Raw genomic sequence first — 19065 nt, forward strand, 5'->3', positions numbered from 1 at the left:
GCAGATAAGCCTCAGGCAGCTTTTTTAGCCGCGTCTTTCTTCTTCGGCATCAGGTATTTGGTCAGGCCCTGGAACCAGATGACCAGCGCCGGATTGCCCTGGATTTGGATGTCCTTGTTCTGGATGCCCTGCATAAACGCCAGCTGCTTGTTCTTTGCGCTCATGGTAGCGAAACCATAGGCAGCATCCTTGAAGCCCAGGGCGAAAGCCGGCTCAGTGGCCGTACCGCGCTTGCTAGTGATGCGCTGATCTTTGACGATGAAGTGACGGGCAACTTTGCCATCCAAAGTATGCAGTTGGAACACCATGTTGCGATCGACCAACTGCTGCTGGAATGCCGGGTTTTCACGGCTTGCCTTGGCCATCAGGCGGCCCAGCATCCACAGAAGAAAACGAAATTTCATGCGCAAGGCCTCGCAAAGGGTAGGGAAAAGGCGGCGCATTGTAGCGGTTTGCAGCGGGGACTACATCCGGCTGAAAGAAGGGCGTGAGCACGCCAGCCGGTAGGAGCGACCCGGAGCCGAAGGCTCCGGGCTGAGGACTCAGTTAACCGCATCTTTCAGGGACTTGCCCGGTTTGAAGGCGACGGTGTTGCTGGCCTTGATCTTCACCGGCTCGCCGGTTTGCGGATTTTTACCGGTGCGAGCACCACGGTGGCGTTGCACGAAGGTACCGAAGCCGACCAATGTGACGCTGTCCTTGCGGTTCAGTGCATTGGTGATTTCTTCGAGTACGGCGTTAAGTACACGGTTTGCCTGATCTTTGGTCAGATCCGCCTTATCGGCGATGGCGGCGGCGAGTTCCGGTTTACGCATAAATGCCTCTTTACGGTTTTTTGTTGTTGTGTCCGGGCTGCTCTGCGCGAGCAGATACCAAGGCGCGGCAACAGCTCTAGGCTGCGGCAGACTGAGGGAGGATGGCATGCCATCCAGCCCTGCGCCAGTCTTGTCCGACAGTTAAACCGGGCAATTTTGTGGCATATCCGACAGAACGACCGTCATTCAGGCCAAAAGCGCAGGCAGCAGCTTATTCAACGCCAATTTGTCCTGCACGGCCGTACCGGTAAGGGCGTAGCCCAGTAGCGCACCGCTGATGTCATGGCACAGCGCCTTGATATCAGCGCCGCTGCCCTCAACGCTCCACTCGCCTTGCAGGCCGCGCGGTGGCGGCGAGACCACCAGCGGACAGACCGGAGTTTTTACCGTTACTGGCATCGGCCCGTAGCTGACTGCCGTAGGGGTACCGGCCAAGGTTTGCGCCAGTGCACGGGCACCGGTCATCAGCGGCATAACGTAGAGCAGGTTGATGCCATCGACTTCGGCGCAATCACCCAGGGCGTAGATATTGGCGTGCGAGGTGCGCAGCTGGCGGTCGACTACCACCCCGCGATTGACCGCCAGCCCAGCCGCTGCCGCCAGCTCGATACGTGGACGCAAGCCCACAGCCGAAAGCACCAGATCGCACTCAATCAGCGTGCCGTCGGACAGGTGCGCTTCCAGTGCATCACCTTTGTGATTGAGACTGGCCAACACCGGCCCGAGGTGAAAGCGCGCGCCCAGCCCTTCCAGACCCGCTTGAACTGCGGCGGCGGCAGCTGGATGCAACAAACCGGGCATCACCTGTTCGCAGGGTGCGACCAGTTCGACCTGGTAGCCGCCCAGGCTCAGGTCATTGGCAAACTCGCAGCCAATCAGCCCGGCACCCAACAGCAGAATCCGCTGTTTACCGGCGGCGGCCGAACGAAAGCGTGCATAGTCTTCCAGGTCATTGATCGAGAAGATCGCATCGTCGGCATCACCTTCCACCGGCACACGAATCACCTCGGCACCCCAAGCCAGGATAAGGTCGCGATAAGGCACAGCCTCTTCGCCAATCCACAGCTGCTTGTGGCCAGGGTCAATGCCGCTGATGCGGGTGTGGGTGCGAATTTCCGCGTTGAGCTGATCCGCCATGGCGCCCGGCTCGGCCATACTCAGGCCATCGGCATCCTTGTTTTTGGCAAAGCCGGTGGAAAGCATCGGTTTGGAATACGAGCGCCCGTCATCAGCGGTGATCAGCAGCAGCGGGGTCTCGCTGTCCAGCTTGCGGAATTCACGGGCCAGGTTGTAGCCGGCCAAGCCGGTGCCGACGATGACGACAGGTGCACTCATGCTGCATTCCTCACACAGGCCGCGCATTGCGGCGGCCGTAATAGATTTCAGGGCTGGCGCGGCTCAGACGATTTCGATCATCTCGAAATCCAGCTTGCCGACGCCGCAATCGGGGCACAACCAATCGGCGGGAATATCTTCCCACGCCGTGCCCGGGGCGATGCCTTCATCGGGCAGGCCGAGGGCTTCGTCATAGATAAAACCGCACACCACACACTGCCACTTGCGCATAACCACCTCGCGCTTACTCAGCTCGTTCGAGGGTTTAGTATGCGCACTCACTAAACAAAACGGCGACCCTTGGGTCGCCGCTTGTCACAGCCTGGACTCAACCGATTTCGATCATTTCGAAATCCAATTTACCCACGCCACAGTCAGGGCACAGCCAGTCTTCCGGGACATCCTGCCAGAGTGTCCCGGCGGCGATACCGTCATCAGGCCAGCCTTGGCTCTCATCGTAAATCAGTCCACAGACCACACATTGCCACTTCTTCATAACTACCTCAGGTGGATCACACGGCTATTGCGCCGGGGAAACTACCGTATATGCGCAGGTGCGCCAAGCCGGCGGGCGATGAATAGCGCGTCATTGAGGCCAACCAAAGTCGGGTTGTGCCCGGCTTAGCGGCCAATCGCCGCGCCTTACGTCATCTATCCAAGCGTAAGGCCCATGCTAGACTCGCGCGCCTCTGCCTACGGTGAAACCGCTCGTGCCCCACGCCGCCCTCGCCCACCCGCCGCGCTGGCTGACTGCCAGCCAACTGCACCCTGCGCCCACTGCTGCGCTGCGCGACTGGCTATTCAATGAGGATTCGCTGACGCGGCGGCTCACCGTCCTGTCGGCCGATAGTTTCAGCGTCACCCCGCTGCAGGAAGGCTGGCAGCGCCTGCGCAGCGATGAATGCAACGCGCTGGGCGTGGTCAACGGCAGCCAGGGCTGGGTGCGCGAAGTGTATCTGCGCGGTCACGGCCAGCCCTGGGTATTCGCCCGCAGCGTGGCGGCGCGCAGCGTACTGGAAGGCTCCGGTTTGGCGCTGGATCAACTCGGCAGCCGCTCGCTGGGTGAATTGCTGTTCAGCGACCGCGCCTTTGAGCGTGGTGAATTGCAGGTGTGCCGCTATCCGGCGCAGTGGCTGCCAGCAGACGCCTGCAGCGAGCGCCTGTGGGCGCGGCGCTCGTGCTTTAGCCGCGGCGCACTGGGGGTGCTGGTGGCCGAGGTGTTCTTACCCGCATTCTGGCAGGCCGCCGAGATCGACACGCCGTAGAGTGGGTGTCGTTTTTACCTCCACCTAGCAGCACTAGGGCGGATCGATAAAGCGTGATCCGCCCTACTCCCTCCGTATAATCAGCCGCACCTCGCATGGAGACGCGCTCGATGTATACCCGCCTGCTGCATTCACTTAATCGCCTGCACCCACGCGCCTGGGACTTTATCCAGCTGATGCGCCTGGACAAGCCCATCGGCATCTACCTGCTGCTGTGGCCAACGCTCTGGGCGCTGTGGGTTGCTGCCGAAGGCGTGCCGAGCGTGAAGAACCTGCTGATCTTCGTGTTCGGGGTGATTCTGATGCGCGCTGCTGGCTGCGTGATCAACGATTACGCCGACCGCAACTTCGACGGCCACGTCAGCCGCACCAAGGCGCGGCCGCTGGCCAGTGGCAGGGTCAAGCCGCGTGAAGCGCTGATCCTATTCGCCGCGCTGGTGGCGCTGAGCTTCGTGCTGGTGCTGTTTACCAACGCCACCACCATCTGGCTGTCCTTCGGCGGCCTGGCTCTGGCCGCCTGCTACCCCTTTATGAAGCGCTACACCTTCTACCCGCAGGTGGTGTTGGGCGCGGCATTCTCCTGGGGCATGCCCATGGCTTTCACTGCCGAAACCGGCAGCCTGCCACCGGAAGCCTGGCTGCTGTATATCGCCAACCTACTATGGACGGTGGCCTACGACACCTACTACGCCATGGCCGACCGCGAGGATGACCTGAAGATCGGCGTACGCTCCACAGCCATTCTGTTTGGCGATGCCGACCGCCTGATCATCGTCATCCTTCAGGGCCTGGCGCTGCTCTGCCTGCTGCTGGCGGCGGCGCGCTTCGAGCTGGGCTTGTACTTCCACCTCGGTCTACTGGTCGCCGCTGGCTGCTTTGCTTGGGAGTTTCACAAGACCCACAACCGCAAGCCAATGGCCTGCTTCAATGCCTTTCTGCACAACCATTGGGCTGGCCTGGCGATCTTTATCGGCCTGGTAGTGGACTACGCTGTGCGCGGCTAGAAAGAAGCTTTGCCGCGCGCCTGTCATATCGCTGCAATAATTCCGTTATCTAATGCAGCCCATTACAGCGAGATGACCCGAGGCTTGACCCATGGTTGGCAAGAACATCCTGATCGTCGATGACGAAGCACCGATCCGTGAAATGATCGCCGTGGCCCTGGAAATGGCCGGCTACGAGTGCCTGGAAGCGGAAAATACCCAGCAGGCACATGCCATCATCGTCGACCGTAAACCTGATTTGATTCTGCTCGACTGGATGCTCCCCGGCACCAGCGGCATTGAGCTGGCGCGTCGCCTCAAGCGCGATGAGCTGACCGGCGACATCCCGATCATCATGCTTACGGCCAAAGGCGAAGAGGACAACAAAATCCAGGGCCTGGAAGTCGGCGCCGACGACTACATCACCAAGCCGTTCTCGCCGCGCGAACTGGTCGCCCGCCTGAAAGCCGTGTTGCGCCGCGCTGGACCGACCGACAGTGAAGGGCCGATCGAAGTCGGCGGCCTGCTGCTCGACCCAGTCAGCCACCGCGTCACCATCGACGGTAAACCGGCCGAGATGGGTCCCACCGAATACCGCCTGCTGCAGTTCTTTATGACGCACCAGGAGCGCGCCTACACCCGTGGCCAGCTGCTGGACCAAGTCTGGGGCGGTAACGTGTATGTGGAGGAGCGCACCGTCGATGTGCATATCCGTCGCCTGCGCAAAGCCCTCGGCGAAGCCTACGAAAACCTGGTGCAAACCGTACGCGGCACCGGCTATCGTTTCTCCACCAAGAGCTAACACGGTTAGGATGGCCTGCCGGCGCGATGAGCGCTCGGTGAAAAGGATTGATTGGCGGATGAGCTCGAATTGAATCAAGACTGGCGCGGCCCCCTGATACGTCGCTTGTTGCTCCTGGTCAGTGTCTGCCTGCTGCTGGGGCTGATCACTGGCGAATACGCCTGGGCACTGGTCATTGGCCTGGCCGGCTACCTTGGCTGGCACTTGCAACAACTGCTACGTCTGCACAAATGGCTGCGCACCCGCCAGGGTGACGAAGCGCCGCCCGATGGCTACGGCCTGTGGGGCGAAGTGTTCGACAGCATCTACCACCTGCAGCGCCGCGACCAGAAAGTCCGTGGCCGCCTGCAGGCAGTGATCGACCGCGTCCAGGAGTCCACCGCTGCGCTTAAAGATGCGGTGATCATGCTCGACCGCGATGGCAACCTAGAATGGTGGAACATCGCCGCCGAGAAACTGCTGGGCCTGAAAACTCCACAGGACAGCGGCCAGCAGATCACCAACCTGGTACGCGACCCGCGCTTTATCGAATATTTCGAGAACCACAATTACAACGAGCCGCTGGAGCTGCCCTCACCAGTCAGCGACCGCCTGCGCCTGCAATTCCACATCACCCAGTACGGCAACCGCGAACACCTGATGCTGGTACGCGACATCACCCGCCTGTTTCAGCTGGAGCAGATGCGTAAAGACTTCGTCGCCAACGTCTCCCACGAGCTGCGCACCCCGCTGACGGTGATCAGCGGCTACCTGGAAACGCTGTTGGATAACGTCGAGGACGTGAATCCGCGCTGGCTGCGCGCCCTGCAGCAGATGCAGCAGCAAGGCGGACGCATGCAGAATCTGCTGAATGATCTGCTGTTGCTGGCCAAGCTGGAAGCCACCGATTACCCCTCGGACAATCAACCAGTGGCCGTCGACCTGCTGCTGCTGAGCATCAAGAACGATGCCCAGGCGCTATCCGGCGAGCGCCACCATCGCATCAGCCTAGAAGCAGACCCGCACCTCAAGCTTAAGGGCAGCGAAACTGAGCTGCGCAGCGCCTTCTCCAACCTGGTGTTCAACGCCGTGAAATACACCCCGGACGAAGGCAGCATCCAGATTCGCTGGTGGGGCGATGAACAGGGCGCGCACCTCAGCGTGCAGGACAGCGGTCTGGGTATCGAGGCCAAGCATCTGCCGCGCCTGACCGAGCGCTTCTACCGGGTCGACTCCAGCCGTGCCAGCAACACCGGTGGCACCGGGCTTGGCCTGGCCATCGTCAAGCATGTGCTGCTGCGCCACCGCGCGCGCCTGGATATCGCCAGCACCCTGGGCAAAGGCAGCACCTTCACCTGCCACTTCCCGACGCTGCAAGTGGTACGGCGCGGCCAGTAACCGCGCCCCACTTGCAAAGCCAGCTGTCAGCCCCCACCCTTTAGCGGTCATTCACTACCCGAACCCTTTATGGACCCCTCCACGAGTTACGTCGCCAGCAACTATTTCGCCGATTTCGGCCTCGTTCTATTCGCTCTGTTTCTGGTGCTGCTCAACGGCTTCTTCGTTGCCGCCGAGTTCGCCATCGTCAAACTGCGCGCCACCAAGGTTGACGCCCTGGCGGAAAAAAATGGCTGGCGCGGGCATATTCTGCGCACCGTACACAACCAGCTCGACGCCTACCTCTCAGCCTGTCAGCTGGGTATCACCCTGGCTTCCCTCGGCCTCGGCTGGGTCGGCGAACCGGCCTTTGCTCACCTGCTCGAACCACTGCTGGCGGGTATCGGCATCGAATCGCCGAAGCTGATACATGGCATCGCCTTCTTTACCGCGTTCTTTATCATTTCCTACCTGCATATCGTGGTCGGCGAGCTAGCCCCCAAGTCCTGGGCTATCCGCAAACCCGAGTTGCTGTCGCTGTGGACGGCCGCGCCGTTGTACATGTTCTACTGGGCCATGTACCCGGCGATCTTCCTGCTCAACGCCAGCGCCAACGCCATTCTGCGCGTGGCCGGCCAGGGCGAGCCGGGGCCGCATCATGAGCACCACTACAGCCGCGACGAACTCAAGCTGATCCTCCATTCCAGCCGCGCCAGCGACCCCAGCGACCAGGACATGCGTGTGCTGGCCTCGGCCGTGGAGCTGGGCGAACTGGAGGTGGTCGACTGGGCCAACTCCCGCGAGGACTTAGTGTCCCTGCCGCTGACAGCCGCGTTGGATGAAGTGTTCAGCGTGTTTCGTCGGCACAAGTACAGCCGCTACCCGGTCTACGACGATATCAGTGGCGAGTACGTTGGCGTATTGCACATCAAGGACTTGCTGCTGCACCTGTCGCTGCTGGAGATGCTGCCCTCGGCACTGAAACTGGCTGACCTGATGCACCCTGTTGAACGCGTCGGCCGGCACATGCCGCTGTCCAGCCTGCTAGAACAATTCCGCATGGGTGGTTCGCACTTCGCCTTAGTCGAAGAAGCCGACGGCAAGGTAATCGGCTACTTGACCATGGAAGACGTACTGGAAGCCCTGGTGGGCGACATTCAGGATGAACACCGCAAAGCCGAGCGCGGCATTCTCGCGTACCAGCCGGGGAAACTGCTGGTACGCGGCGACACGCCACTGGCCAAAGTCGAACGCCTGCTCGGCGTCGACCTCGATCACGTCGAAGCGGAAACCCTCGCCGGGCTGATTTACGACACCCTCAAGCGCATGCCCGAGGAAGAGGAAGTACTGGAAGTCGACGGCCTGCGCATCATCGTCAAGAAGATGAAAGGCCCGAAGATCGTGCTGGCCAAGGTGCTTAAGCTGGATTGAGGGACAGACTGCCGTAGAACGTGTTTACGATCTCGCGAGCTAGAGTCCTACACGGCGCTACCTAGGAACAGCCTTCGGCTTGTCAAGACAGCGAGGAAGCGGACTGGGCTCGCACGCGAGTGTGCTTTTGTACACGAGCATTACTCATTCCGCTCGCCATTCGGGTCGCGCAAAAGCGCGTTGGCCGTAAGCGGCTTGCCGAGCCTGTTTTTAACCCAGTAAGGCCGAAGCGCAGCAGATCGTTGCAGGTTCTTACTCGCCGCCGACGGCGAAATTAGGCAGGCTGTTGACCGGCTGAGCGAAGTTGAACGGGATCGACTCCAACGCCAAGCCAACGTTGCGCTGCACCACGAAGTGCAGATGCGGCCCGGTGCTATTGCCCGTGTTGCCCGAACGCGCGAGCAGGCTGCCAGCACGCACACGAGCACCTTCACTGACGGCCACCGACCCCTGCATCAAGTGCAGGTAAACCCCCATGGTGCCGTCGTCGTGGAGAATCCGCACATAGTTGCCAGACGGGTTGTTGCCGCGCCCACTTTGCTGATTCTCGGTTTTCACCACGATGCCACCGCGTGCCGCAACAATCGGCGTGCCCTCGGGCATGGCGATATCCATGGCGTAACGGCCTTTGGGGGTGAAGTGGCTGTACTGGCCGTTAGCCCCTTGAGTCAGACGGAACGGCCCACCACGCCACGGCAGTGGGTAGCTTTTCTGCGTCGGCAGCAGGCGCGGGTCGCCCATCGCATAACGCAACTTGGGGGTATACCGCATGGGTTTGCTGGCATCACGCGGGGCCAGGGTGGCCAAACGGATATTGCTGCGCGGCGGTAATACCCAGCTAATCGGCTTGTCTGGCACGCCGGTGACGTTATCCGTAGCTTCCAGGCGCAGTTCAATCTGCACCGGGGCGTGCAGGTCATTGCGCACCAACAGGGTTTCACCAGCCTCATGTTTCTTGGTTTCCAGCTTTACCTGATTGTCCAGGCGCTCAACCATACGGTCGCGAAACACGAACACCTGCGCACCAGGCGCGGCTTGGTCGGTATAGGTGACCACGCCGTTAGCATCGGTGTACTTGTAAATAGTCAACGCCGCTGCCTGGCCGGCAAGGGTCAACAAACTGCAGAGAAGTATCAGACGCCCTAGCATAACGACTCGGATCTTATGATTTGTCTGTCCGGGCCAATCAGATTAGCAGCCGAACCCATGCGACGCGAACCGGCGCGCCAGGGTTGTGAGCCATCTCGCATGCAACGGCGGGGTAGCCTGCTCAGGCGCCGGGGCTGAAATGCTTCTGCGCAGTTCCCCGGGCGATCAGCCGGGAGATGTAGTCGAGCTTCTGCGGGTCGCGGTCGACGAATCTGAAGGTCAGTTGCAGCCACTCGCTGTCTGGCTTCGGCTCGAAGGCCGCCACGGCATGCAAGTAGCCGTTGAGCCGAGCGGTTTCCGCCGCGTCGCCCTGCTCCAGATCTAGCACCGCACTGTCGAGCACCTGCGGCAGCTCCTCGGTGCGTTTAACCACCAACAGTGCTTCCTTGAGGCTCAGGGCCTTGATCACGCAGGACATGGTGGCGCCACCGGGTAACCGCAGTTGGCCCTGCCCGCGCCCGCTGGGTGCGCTGGTAGCAGGTGCCTTGGCGGCGGGTTTACTGGCAAAGGCAGCAGCGGCTTGCACGGCGGCGGGTTTGACGGTATCGGCTTTACCGCCAGTCAGTGCGGACAACGAATCGTTGGCGAAGGCACCGCTGCTGAGCATTTTCGGTGGGGCACTGGACACCAATGCCTGCAACTTGCCAGCCCGGCTCAGGGCCTTCTTCACCTTGGTGATCAGCTGCTCGTTGGAAAAGGGCTTACCGATGAAATCGGAAACGCCAGCTTGAATCGCCTGCACCACGTTCTCTTTGTCACCGCGACTGGTGACCATGATAAACGGGACGATCTTCAGAGCATCTTGCTCGCGGCACCAGGTGAGCAGTTCCAGGCCGGACATTTCCGGCATTTCCCAGTCGCACAGAATCAAGTCAACCGGCTGACGCGTCAGCATCTGCAGGGCTTTGCGCCCATTCACGGCTTCCTCGATCTGGATACCTGGAAAGTGGTCGCGCAAACCCTTTTTCACCAAATCACGGATAAAGGTTGCGTCGTCCACTACCAGCACGCTGACTTTGCTCATCGGCCACTCCTGTTCTGATGGCCATAAGCATAGTCACGGCTACTGGCCAAAGGCCAACCGAAATGCACCCAATGTCGCGATCAGGTGCATCTTGGCCATCGGGCAATGCGTTCACTGCCCGCAACAGCCGACTCAGCTGTCCTTCTTGGTGCCCTGCACTTCTTCCTGCATGCGGGTCAGGCCGAGGTGCTTCACGTCGGTGCCGCGCACCAGGTAGATAACCAGTTCGGCGATGTTGCGGGCGTGGTCACCGATGCGCTCCAGCGAGCGCAGCGCCCAGATGATGTTGAGCACGCGTGCGATCGAACGCGGATCTTCCATCATATAGGTGACCAGCTCACGCAGAGCGGTCTTGTATTCGCGGTCGACTGTCTTGTCGTACTGGGCCACAGACAACGCCAGGTCAGCGTCGAAGCGGGCAAAGGCATCCAACGACTCCTGCACCATCTTGCGCACTTGGTCGCCGATATGACGCACTTCCACGTAGCCACGCGGCGCTTCACCCTCTTCGCACAACAGGATCGCCCGCTTGGCGATTTTGGTGGCTTCGTCGCCGATACGCTCGAGATCGATCACCGATTTGGAGATGCTGATGATCAGGCGCAGGTCGGACGCGGCTGGCTGACGACGCGCCAGAATGCGCACGCATTCTTCGTCGATATTGCGTTCCATCTGGTTGATCTGGTCATCGATCTCGCGCACCTGCTGGGCCAGACCGGAGTCGGCGTCAATCAGTGCGGTAACGGCGTCGTTAACCTGCTTCTCGACCAGGCCGCCCATCGCAAGCAGGTGGCTGCGCACCTCCTCCAGCTCGACGTTGAACTGCTGGGAGATGTGCTGGGTAAGGTTTTCTTTGTTGATCATGTGCAAACCCTTGAATTAACCGAATAGCGTCTCTGCTTAGGATGGGCTTGCCATCAGCCGTAACGACCGGTGATGTAGTCCTCTGTCTGCTTCTTGTCCGGATTGGTGAACAGTGTATCGGTATCACCGAACTCGATCAGTTTGCCCATGTACATAAACGCCGTGTAGTCCGAGACCCGCGCCGCCTGCTGCATGTTGTGGGTAACGATGACGATGGTGTACTTGGATTTCAGTTCGTAGATCAGCTCTTCGACTTTCAGCGTGGAGATCGGGTCGAGGGCCGAGCAGGGTTCGTCGAGCAGCAGCACTTCCGGCTGCACAGCCACAGTACGGGCGATCACCAGACGCTGCTGCTGACCGCCGGAGAGGCCGAGTGCCGACTCGTGCAGACGGTCCTTGACCTCATCCCACAGTGCTGCGCTTTTCAGTGCCCACTCCACGGCTTCATCGAGCACGCGCTTCTGGTTAATACCCTGGATGCGCAGGCCGTAAACCACGTTCTCGTAAATGCTCTTGGGGAACGGGTTGGGCTTCTGGAACACCATGCCGACGCGGCGACGCAGCTCAGCCACGTCTTCGCCTTTACGGTAGATATTCTTGCCGTCGAGGTTGATTTCGCCTTCTACACGGCAGCCGTCAACCAAATCATTCATCCGGTTGAAAGTGCGTAGCAGGGTCGATTTACCGCAACCAGACGGGCCGATAAACGCCGTCACACGCTGATTGGGGATAGTCATCTTGACGTCGAACAGCGCCTGCTTCTCGCCGTAGTACAGGTTCAAACCCGGTACGTCGATGGCCACGCGTTCGTTAGCCATGTTCAAGCCCTGGCGGTCGCGGCCGAGGGCCGCCATGTCGATACCGTGTGTGTGTGCTTCGTGCTGCATGGGATGCTCCCTACGCTAACAAATTCGTTAAGCCGCCACGGCCAGTGGGCCGTGGCGCAATGATTAGTGATCCAGCGCCTTGTACTTCTCACGCAGGTGGTTACGGATATAAACCGCCGCCATGTTCAGCACCACAATGACCAACACCAGCAGCAGCGCAGTGGCATAAACCAGCGGCCGCGCGGCCTCAACGTTGGGGCTCTGGAAGCCGACGTCGTAGATGTGGAAGCCCAGGTGCATGATCTTCTGATCAAGGTGCAGGTACGGGTAGTTGCCATCCACCGGCAGGCTCGGGGCCAGCTTGACCACGCCCACCAGCATCAGCGGCGCCACTTCACCGGCGGCGCGGGCCACAGCGAGAATCAGGCCGGTCATCATGGCCGGGCTGGCCATTGGCAACACCACGCGCCAGAGGGTTTCTACTTTGGTTGCGCCAAGGGCCAGGGAGCCTTCACGCACGGCACGCGGAATACGCGCCAGACCTTCTTCGGTGGCCACGATCACCACCGGCAGGGTGAGGATCGCCAGGGTCAGTGAGGCCCAGAGCAGGCCTGGCGTACCGAAGGTTGGCGCCGGCGCGGCTTCGGGGAAGAACATACGGTCCAGCGAGCCGCCCAGCACGTAGACGAAGAAGCCCAGGCCGAACACCCCGTAAACGATGGCCGGAACACCCGCCAGGTTGTTTACCGCGATACGGATCACCCGGGTCAGCGGGCCCTGCTTGGCATACTCACGCAGGTAGATGGCCGCCACCACGCCAAACGGCGTCACGATCACGGCCATGATCAGGGTCATCATCACGGTGCCGAAAATCGCCGGGAAGATGCCGCCTTCAGTGTTGGCTTCACGCGGGTCGTCGCTGACGAATTCCCACAGCTTGGCGAAGTAGAAACCGAGCTTTTCACCCATGCCCATGGCATTCGGCTGGAACGCGCGCACCACCTTGCCCATGCTGATGGTCACTTCGCGGCCATCAACGGTCTTCAGCGTGACGCTGTCGCGATTGAACGCCTGATTAAGGGCAATCAACTCGGTTTCCAGCACCTTGTATTCGGCATCCCACTGCGCGCGCTCGGCGTCCAGTTCGGCCTGCGCAACATCATCCAGCTTGCCCTGCAGTTCCAGCTTGCGGGTTTGCAGACGGATGCGCTCCAGGCCGGCGTTGATCCGCCCGATGTCCTTCTTCTCCAGGCGAACCAGCTGAGTGTGCAACTGCTCGACACGCTCAATACGCTCCTGCAGTGCCGGCCAGCTGGCATCGCCCTCGGCGACCAACACGCCGGCTTCCTTGACGTTGACCAGGTAACCGTAGAAGTTTCCCCACTCGCGGCGCTCCAGCGCCGTGAGGTTTTCCGGAGTACGCAGGTTGCTCAGCCATTCGCCGACCACCCAGGTGAAGTCCGCGCCATACACATCGCGGTTACCCACCTTGAACAGCTCGCGAGTCATGAATTCGCCGCCTTCAGCCTCCACCGGCAAACCGGAAGCAGCCAGACGGGCACGCGGCACTTCTTCGATCTGGGTGATCTCGCCGGCCATCACCCGGGCTTCCTGACCAGGGATCTGGTAGTCGGCTTCAACGATATCGGCCGGCCAGAAGTGGCCGAGGCCGCGCACGGCGATCACCATCATCAGACCCAGGGTCATGATCACGGCAATCGACACTGCACCGGCGTTCATCCAGATCCACGGCGTACCGCTCTTGAACCAGGTTTTCAGGTTGTTCTGTTTCACGGACATATACCTTCCCAAGCCTTAGAGCGAGGCGTACTTGACGCGCAGACGCTGGCGCACCAGCTCCGCCAGGGTGTTCATGACAAAAGTGAAAGCCAGCAGCACCAATGCCGAGAGGAACAGCACGCGGTAGTGAGTACCACCGACTTCCGACTCGGGCATTTCTACTGCCACGTTGGCGGCCAGGGTGCGCAAGCCTTCGAAGATGTTCATGTCCATGATCGCGGTGTTGCCGGTGGCCATCAGCACGATCATGGTTTCACCAACGGCGCGACCCATGCCGATCATCACCGCCGAGAAGATGCCTGGGCTGGCGGTGAGAATCACCACGCGGGTCAGGGTCTGCCACGGCGTGGCACCGAGGGCCAGGGAGCCGAACGTCAGGCTCTTCGGCACGCTGAACACAGCGTCTTCGGCAATCGAGTAGATAGTCGGGATCACCGCAAAGCCCATCGCCAGGCCGACGACCAGAGCGTTACGCTGGTCGAACGGAATGCCCAGGTCATTGCTCAACCACATACGCATATTGCCGTCGAACAGCCAGTTCTCCACGTGACCGCTCATGGCCAGCGACACATAGCCCACCAGCAGGATTACCGGGATCAGCATCGCCGACTCCCAGCCATCCGGCACGCTCAGGCGGATCGACTCCGGCAGACGGCTCCACAGGTAACCGGCCAGCAGAATGCCGATCGGGGTAAAGATCAGCAGGCTGAAGATGCCCGGCAGATGGCCTTCCACATAAGGTGCGAGGAACAGGCCGGCAAAGAAGCCGAGAATCACCGTTGGCAGCGCTTCCATCAGCTCGATCACCGGCTTGACCTTGCGACGCAGCGCCGGGGCCATGAAGTAGGCGGTGTACAGCGCAGCCGCGATGGCCAGCGGAGCCGCCAGGAGCATGGCGTAGAACGCGGCTTTCAGCGTACCGAAGGCCAGCGGCGCGAGGCTCAGCTTGGGTTCGTTGTCGGTGCTGGCGGACGTCGACTGCCAGACGTGGCCGGGCGCGTCATAGTTTTCGTACCAGACCTTGCCCCACAGCGAGCTCCAGGAGATTTCCGGGTGCGGGTTGTCGATGATCAAACGCTGCAGCTGGCCATCGCTCTCAACCAACACGCGGTTGGCGCGCGGCGACAGAGCAGCCAGGGCCTTACCATCCGCAACGGGCTCAACCAGCAGGGTGCGGTGCGCGGTACTGTGGAAGATGCCCAGGTTGCCTTTGGCGTCCAAGGCAAAGAAGCCCTTGCGGCGCTCTTCCGGGAGAATCTGGATGATCGGGCTATCGGCCAGCTGGAAGCTGCGAATCGACTTCAGCACGGCCTTGCCGTCTGCTTCGCGCACCATAAACCACTGGGCGATGCCGCCGCTGGTGTCACCGATCATCAGCGAGATACCACCGAGCAGCGAGGTGGCGTTGCTGACTTCCAGCTTGCCGTCCTCCAACAGCTTGTAACGACCGTTCAGGCTGTTGCTGCGCATATCGAAGACATCGGCCGTGGCGCGGCCATTGACCACATACAGCCACAGGTGGCGCGGGTCGATGATCAGTGCCTTGATCGGCTCGGCAATCTGCGGCAGGGCGACACGCTCTTCACTGAGGGTCACCTCGCCGGTCATCATGTTCTCTTCGCGGCCCAGGCTCAGCACGTGCAGCTCGGTACCGGTGGAACCCGCCAACATTAGCGTGCCGCTGTTCAGGCTGACGCCCATGTGATCCAGCTCGCGGCCCTGAGGGTCGAGCTCAATCGGCGCTTCGCCGAACGGGTACTCGATGCTCGGCGTAATGGTTTGCACATCATTCGGGTAGCTGAGCTTGTAGACATGCTGGAACACCAGCACCTGGCCGTTGGATAGGCCCAGGGCAACGCGGTTGCTACCTGGCTGGTCCTGGCCGACCGAAACAATCCGCGCATCCGCCGGGATAGGCAGTTGCACGCTGTTCAGCGGCTGCATCTTCTTCGCATCGAAGAACTGTACCTTGCCGCTCTGGTCCAGGCGCATTGCCATCTGGTTCTGTTCTTCAAGAGTCAGCAGCAGTGGCGCGGCTGCTTCATTCAACCAGGCAACCTGCACCGGCTTGCGAGTTTCCAGGCTTGCGCCCTGGAACATCGGCAGCACCACGTAGGCCAGGTAGAAGAAGATCAGGGTAATGGCACCGAGTACGGCCATACCACCGATGGATACTGCCCAGCGGGCGAAACGATCTTTCAGCGCGCGGATACGCCGCTTGCGCTGCAGGGCCGGGGTGTTGAAGTCCAGCCCGAGGGATTTGGAGGTGGCGGTCATGGTTTCACTAGCCAAGTCATTCATAGGTAAGAGCGTCTCTGCGCAGCCATGAGCGCGCCATAATGAGTTCTGTCGCTATACGAGGCGTTAACTCTAGCCACTCTATGTGACAGAAAAGTTACAGCGCTTTGACAAAGCAACGCCCACCTGTCGTAAACGAAGGTGGGCGTGCGACTTACTTAGGCGTCCTTGCCTGTACCAGGATTACTCCAGGCCCAGTTCCTTCATGGTTTTCGCAGCCACTTTGCTCGGCAGCGGGATGTAGCCGTCTTTCACGACAACTTCCTGGCCTTGCTTGGACAGCACCAGCTTGATGAACTCAGCATCCAGCGGGCTCAGCGGCTTGTTCGGTGCTTTGTTGACGTAAACGTAGAAGAAGCGAGCCAGCGGGAACTTGCCAGCCAGGGCGTTTTCTTCGTTGGCGTCAAAGGCTTCGCCGCCTTTCTTCGACAGTGGCACAGTCTTCACGCTGGAAGTCTTGTAGCCGATACCCGAGTAACCGATGGCGTTGATGGTGCTGGAGATCGACTGCACCACGGAAGCCGAACCCGGCTGCTCGTTGACGTTAGCCTTGAAGTCACCTTTGCACAGGGCTTCTTCTTTGAAGTAACCGTAAGTGCCGGATACCGAGTTACGACCGAACAGCTGAATCGGCTTGGCAGCCCACTCGCCAGTCATACCCACGTCGCCCCAGGTTTTGATATCGGTAGCGCCACCGCACAGGCGAGTGCTGGAGAAGATCGCGTCAACCTGAGCCATGTCCAGCGACTTGATCGGGTTATCTTTGTGTACGAATACTGCCAGGGCGTCGATAGCCACCGGTACGGCAGTCGGCTTGTAGCCGTATTTCTCTTCGAAGGCCTGAATCTCGGCATCCTTCATCGCACGGCTCATCGGGCCCATGCTAGCGGTGCCTTCAGTCAGAGCGGGCGGCGCAGTGCTCGAGCCGGCGGCCTGGATCTGGATGTTGACGTTCGGGTATTCCTTTTTGAACTCTTCAGCCCACAGAGTCATCAGGTTGGCCAGGGAGTCGGAACCAACGCTGGACAGGTTGCCCGATACGCCGGAAGTTTTGGTGTAGCTCGGCAGAGCCGGATCGACAGCAGCAACCGCAGTGGCGGTAGCCACGCCAGCGGCGACAAAAGTCATGGCCGCCATCAAACGCTTAAGTTTCATGCCTTACTCCTAGCAAACTAGTGTTGGATTGAACGGGGCCAAGTATCTGTAGGCCGCATGACGACTGTATGTATGCAATGTGACAGTTAGATGAACGCTGCTGAAATTTTGCCGCAGTCGATGCACTGACGCGCTACGCCCAGGCGGCCAAGTGCCATGGTCGCCCTGCGACTGCTGAGTCGCTATACTCGCTGCGCCCGCACTCCCGCGGGCCTGCTGGGCCGACCCGCGATAGCCGCAGAGCCTGACTCGCCGCCACCGCCAAGCCCCGCACTGCGCCAATAAAAACAACCGCGCCGCGAGCCTATCCGATGCACGATTTCGAACAGGAAGACCCTATCCCGCAAGGCGACCTGGCTTTGCAAATCACCGCGCTGCCGCGTGAAACCAATGGTTTCGGCGATATCTATGGCGGCTGGTTGGTGTCTCAGATGGACCTGGCCGGCACGGCCATGGCCTGCAAGGTTGCCGGCGGGCGAGTAGCCACGGTGGCTATCGATCGCATGGCCTTTCTGGTGCCGGTGGCGGTTGGCGCGCAACTGTCCTTCTATACGCAAACCGTGGAAGTGGGCCGCAGCTCGATCCAGATGCTGGTCGAGGTGTGGAGCGACGATCCGCTGTCCAGCGAATGGCGCAAGGTCACCGAGGCAGTCTTCGTCTTCGTCGCCATTGACGGCAGCGGCCGTACGCGCCCGGTGCCTGCGCGTCGCTAATACCAGACGCACAAACGAAAACGCCGGCTGAATAGCCGGCGTTTTGCTGTGCGCTAAGAATCAGCCGCGGATGTTGTAGATGTCCTTCTCGTTCAGCTCGGCGTAGTCGTACAAACGCTGCAGATAAGCCTTCTGCTGCGCCCACACCTTGCTCGCTACCGGATCGGCGGCGGCGCTGGCGTCGACCACTTCGGCGGCCACTTCCTTGAGTTTGGCCAGCACTTCATCTGGCAGACGGCGTACTTCCACGCCCTCGCCTTTGAGCTGCTCCAGGGCTTCCATGTTCTTCGCGTTGTAATCGTCGAGCATGTCGCCATTCACTTCGCGAGCAGCGGCGCGGACGATAGCTTGCAGATCAGCCGGCAGGGTTTCCCATGCCTTGATGTTGATATCCAGCTCGAAGGTGACGTTCGGCTCTTGCCAGCCCGGGGTGTAGTAGTACTTGGCGGCTTTGTGCAGGCCCAGGGCCTGGTCGTTGTATGGGCCGATCCACTCGGTGGCATCGATAGCACCAGTTTGCAGCGCAGTGAAGATCTCACCGGCCGGCATGTTGACCACAGTACCGCCCATCTTGGTCAGCACTTCGCCGCCCAGGCCTGGGGTACGCATCTTCAAGCCCTGGAAGTCGGCGACGCCGTTGATTTCCTTGTTGAACCAACCCGCGGTTTGCACGCCCGTCGCGCCACAGGCCATCGGCAGTACGCCGAACGGCTTGTAGGTTTCTTCCCACAGCTGCATACCGCCGCCCTTGTGCAGCCAGGCATTCATTTCCTGGGCATTGGGGCCAAATGGCAGGGCGCAGAAAAACTGTGCGGCCGGCACTTTGCCTTTCCAGTAATAAGGCGCACCGTGGCCCATTTCGGCGGTGCCGCGGCTTACTGCATCGAATACTTCCAGCGCCGGCACCAGCTCTCCAGCGGCATAGACCTTGACCTTCAAGCGGCCGTTACTCATTTCTTCAACCAGCTTGGCGAAGCGCTCAGCGCCGACACCTACGCCGGGGAAGTTCTTCGGCCAGGAGGTGACCATTTTCCAGTTGAAGGTTTGGCTGCTCGCGCCTTCTTGGGGCTTACCAGCGGTTTCAGCCTCTTGTTTGCAACCGGCCAGTGCCGTGGCTGCAAGGCCTACGCCTGCTGCTGCGAGAATTTGACGACGTTTCATGCAAAGCTCCTTTATTGTTGTAGTGGTCTGACCACAGGATCGCTGCGGACCCACCGCGCCTGAGTAACATAGGGGTAAGTGACTCTC

General features: G+C 60.5%; 19 protein-coding genes. 6 read left to right on the plus strand and 13 right to left on the minus strand.

All coding sequences use genetic code 11. The features are described from left to right. Positions 1-11: 11 nt before the first annotated feature. The 5 genes from ALTER154_RS07955 to ALTER154_RS07975 all read right to left on the minus strand — a co-directional run bounded on the left by ALTER154_RS07955 (position 12) and on the right by ALTER154_RS07975 (position 2646). Positions 12-404 carry a helicase gene (locus ALTER154_RS07955; protein ID WP_160086042.1) on the minus strand — a complete coding sequence of 131 codons (393 nt, stop codon included), beginning with the start codon at positions 402-404 and terminating at the stop codon, positions 12-14. Positions 405-542: 138 nt separating this feature from the next. Further along, positions 543-815, minus strand: coding sequence for an HU family DNA-binding protein (locus tag ALTER154_RS07960; protein WP_090250753.1), 273 nt, complete (start codon positions 813-815; stop codon positions 543-545). Positions 816-1001: 186 nt separating this feature from the next. Further along, entirely contained in the window at positions 1002-2150 is a 1149-nt protein-coding gene (locus ALTER154_RS07965; RefSeq protein ID WP_160086044.1) for an NAD(P)/FAD-dependent oxidoreductase, read from the minus strand. A gap of 63 nt (positions 2151-2213) precedes the next feature. Beyond that, on the minus strand, positions 2214-2381 hold the full coding sequence (locus ALTER154_RS07970) for a rubredoxin (RefSeq protein WP_160086046.1): 168 nt from the start codon (positions 2379-2381) through the stop codon (positions 2214-2216). Between the two features lie 97 nt (positions 2382-2478). Then, entirely contained in the window at positions 2479-2646 is a 168-nt protein-coding gene (locus ALTER154_RS07975) for a rubredoxin (protein ID WP_090250760.1), read from the minus strand. 214 nt (positions 2647-2860) lie between these two features. On the opposite strand from ALTER154_RS07975, the gene ALTER154_RS07980 reads away from it, so the two are divergent. The 5 genes from ALTER154_RS07980 to ALTER154_RS08000 all read left to right on the plus strand — a co-directional run bounded on the left by ALTER154_RS07980 (position 2861) and on the right by ALTER154_RS08000 (position 7987). Next, positions 2861-3415, plus strand: coding sequence for a chorismate lyase (locus tag ALTER154_RS07980; RefSeq protein ID WP_160086048.1), 555 nt, complete (start codon positions 2861-2863; stop codon positions 3413-3415). 110 nt (positions 3416-3525) lie between these two features. After that, the gene (gene ubiA, locus ALTER154_RS07985; protein WP_160086050.1) at positions 3526-4419 is read left to right on the plus strand and encodes a 4-hydroxybenzoate octaprenyltransferase; all 894 of its coding nucleotides are present in this window, start codon (positions 3526-3528) and stop codon (positions 4417-4419) included. A gap of 91 nt (positions 4420-4510) precedes the next feature. Beyond that, positions 4511-5200, plus strand: a complete 690-nt coding sequence (phoB, locus tag ALTER154_RS07990; RefSeq protein ID WP_090250769.1) for a phosphate regulon transcriptional regulator PhoB — start codon at positions 4511-4513, stop codon at positions 5198-5200. 69 nt (positions 5201-5269) lie between these two features. Beyond that, positions 5270-6577 (plus strand): phosphate regulon sensor histidine kinase PhoR, encoded by a 1308-nt coding sequence (phoR, locus tag ALTER154_RS07995; protein ID WP_160086052.1) that lies wholly within the window; start codon positions 5270-5272, stop codon positions 6575-6577. A 69-nt stretch (positions 6578-6646) separates the two neighbouring features. Then, on the plus strand, positions 6647-7987 hold the full coding sequence (locus ALTER154_RS08000; protein ID WP_160086054.1) for a hemolysin family protein: 1341 nt from the start codon (positions 6647-6649) through the stop codon (positions 7985-7987). Positions 7988-8239: 252 nt separating this feature from the next. Here ALTER154_RS08000 and ALTER154_RS08005 read toward each other — a convergent pair whose 3' ends face one another. The 7 genes from ALTER154_RS08005 to ALTER154_RS08035 form a co-directional block, all read right to left on the minus strand. Then, on the minus strand, positions 8240-9136 hold the full coding sequence (locus ALTER154_RS08005; protein ID WP_160086056.1) for a peptidoglycan DD-metalloendopeptidase family protein: 897 nt from the start codon (positions 9134-9136) through the stop codon (positions 8240-8242). Positions 9137-9257: 121 nt separating this feature from the next. Next, a complete protein-coding gene (locus ALTER154_RS08010; protein WP_160086058.1) occupies positions 9258-10160 on the minus strand; it encodes a response regulator in 903 nt (300 codons plus the stop codon). A 132-nt stretch (positions 10161-10292) separates the two neighbouring features. Further along, on the minus strand, positions 10293-11024 hold the full coding sequence (phoU, locus tag ALTER154_RS08015; RefSeq protein WP_160086060.1) for a phosphate signaling complex protein PhoU: 732 nt from the start codon (positions 11022-11024) through the stop codon (positions 10293-10295). A gap of 53 nt (positions 11025-11077) precedes the next feature. Continuing rightward, positions 11078-11911 (minus strand): phosphate ABC transporter ATP-binding protein PstB, encoded by an 834-nt coding sequence (gene pstB / locus ALTER154_RS08020; protein WP_090250782.1) that lies wholly within the window; start codon positions 11909-11911, stop codon positions 11078-11080. A 63-nt stretch (positions 11912-11974) separates the two neighbouring features. Next, a complete protein-coding gene (pstA, locus tag ALTER154_RS08025) occupies positions 11975-13651 on the minus strand; it encodes a phosphate ABC transporter permease PstA (RefSeq protein WP_178126331.1) in 1677 nt (558 codons plus the stop codon). A gap of 15 nt (positions 13652-13666) precedes the next feature. Further along, a complete protein-coding gene (locus ALTER154_RS08030) occupies positions 13667-15952 on the minus strand; it encodes an ABC transporter permease subunit (protein ID WP_160086062.1) in 2286 nt (761 codons plus the stop codon). Positions 15953-16132: 180 nt separating this feature from the next. Next, the gene (locus ALTER154_RS08035) at positions 16133-17104 is read right to left on the minus strand and encodes a PstS family phosphate ABC transporter substrate-binding protein (protein ID WP_160086064.1); all 972 of its coding nucleotides are present in this window, start codon (positions 17102-17104) and stop codon (positions 16133-16135) included. Positions 17105-17415: 311 nt separating this feature from the next. On the opposite strand from ALTER154_RS08035, the gene ALTER154_RS08040 reads away from it, so the two are divergent. Beyond that, entirely contained in the window at positions 17416-17817 is a 402-nt protein-coding gene (locus ALTER154_RS08040) for an acyl-CoA thioesterase (RefSeq protein WP_090250791.1), read from the plus strand. Between the two features lie 60 nt (positions 17818-17877). On the opposite strand, the gene ALTER154_RS08045 is transcribed toward ALTER154_RS08040, so the two are convergent. Next, on the minus strand, positions 17878-18978 hold the full coding sequence (locus ALTER154_RS08045) for a TRAP transporter substrate-binding protein (protein WP_090250792.1): 1101 nt from the start codon (positions 18976-18978) through the stop codon (positions 17878-17880). Positions 18979-19065: the final 87 nt, after the last annotated feature.

The organism is Pseudomonas sp. 9AZ, from assembly GCF_902506525.1.
GTDB classification, from domain to species: domain Bacteria; phylum Pseudomonadota; class Gammaproteobacteria; order Pseudomonadales; family Pseudomonadaceae; genus Aquipseudomonas; species Aquipseudomonas peli.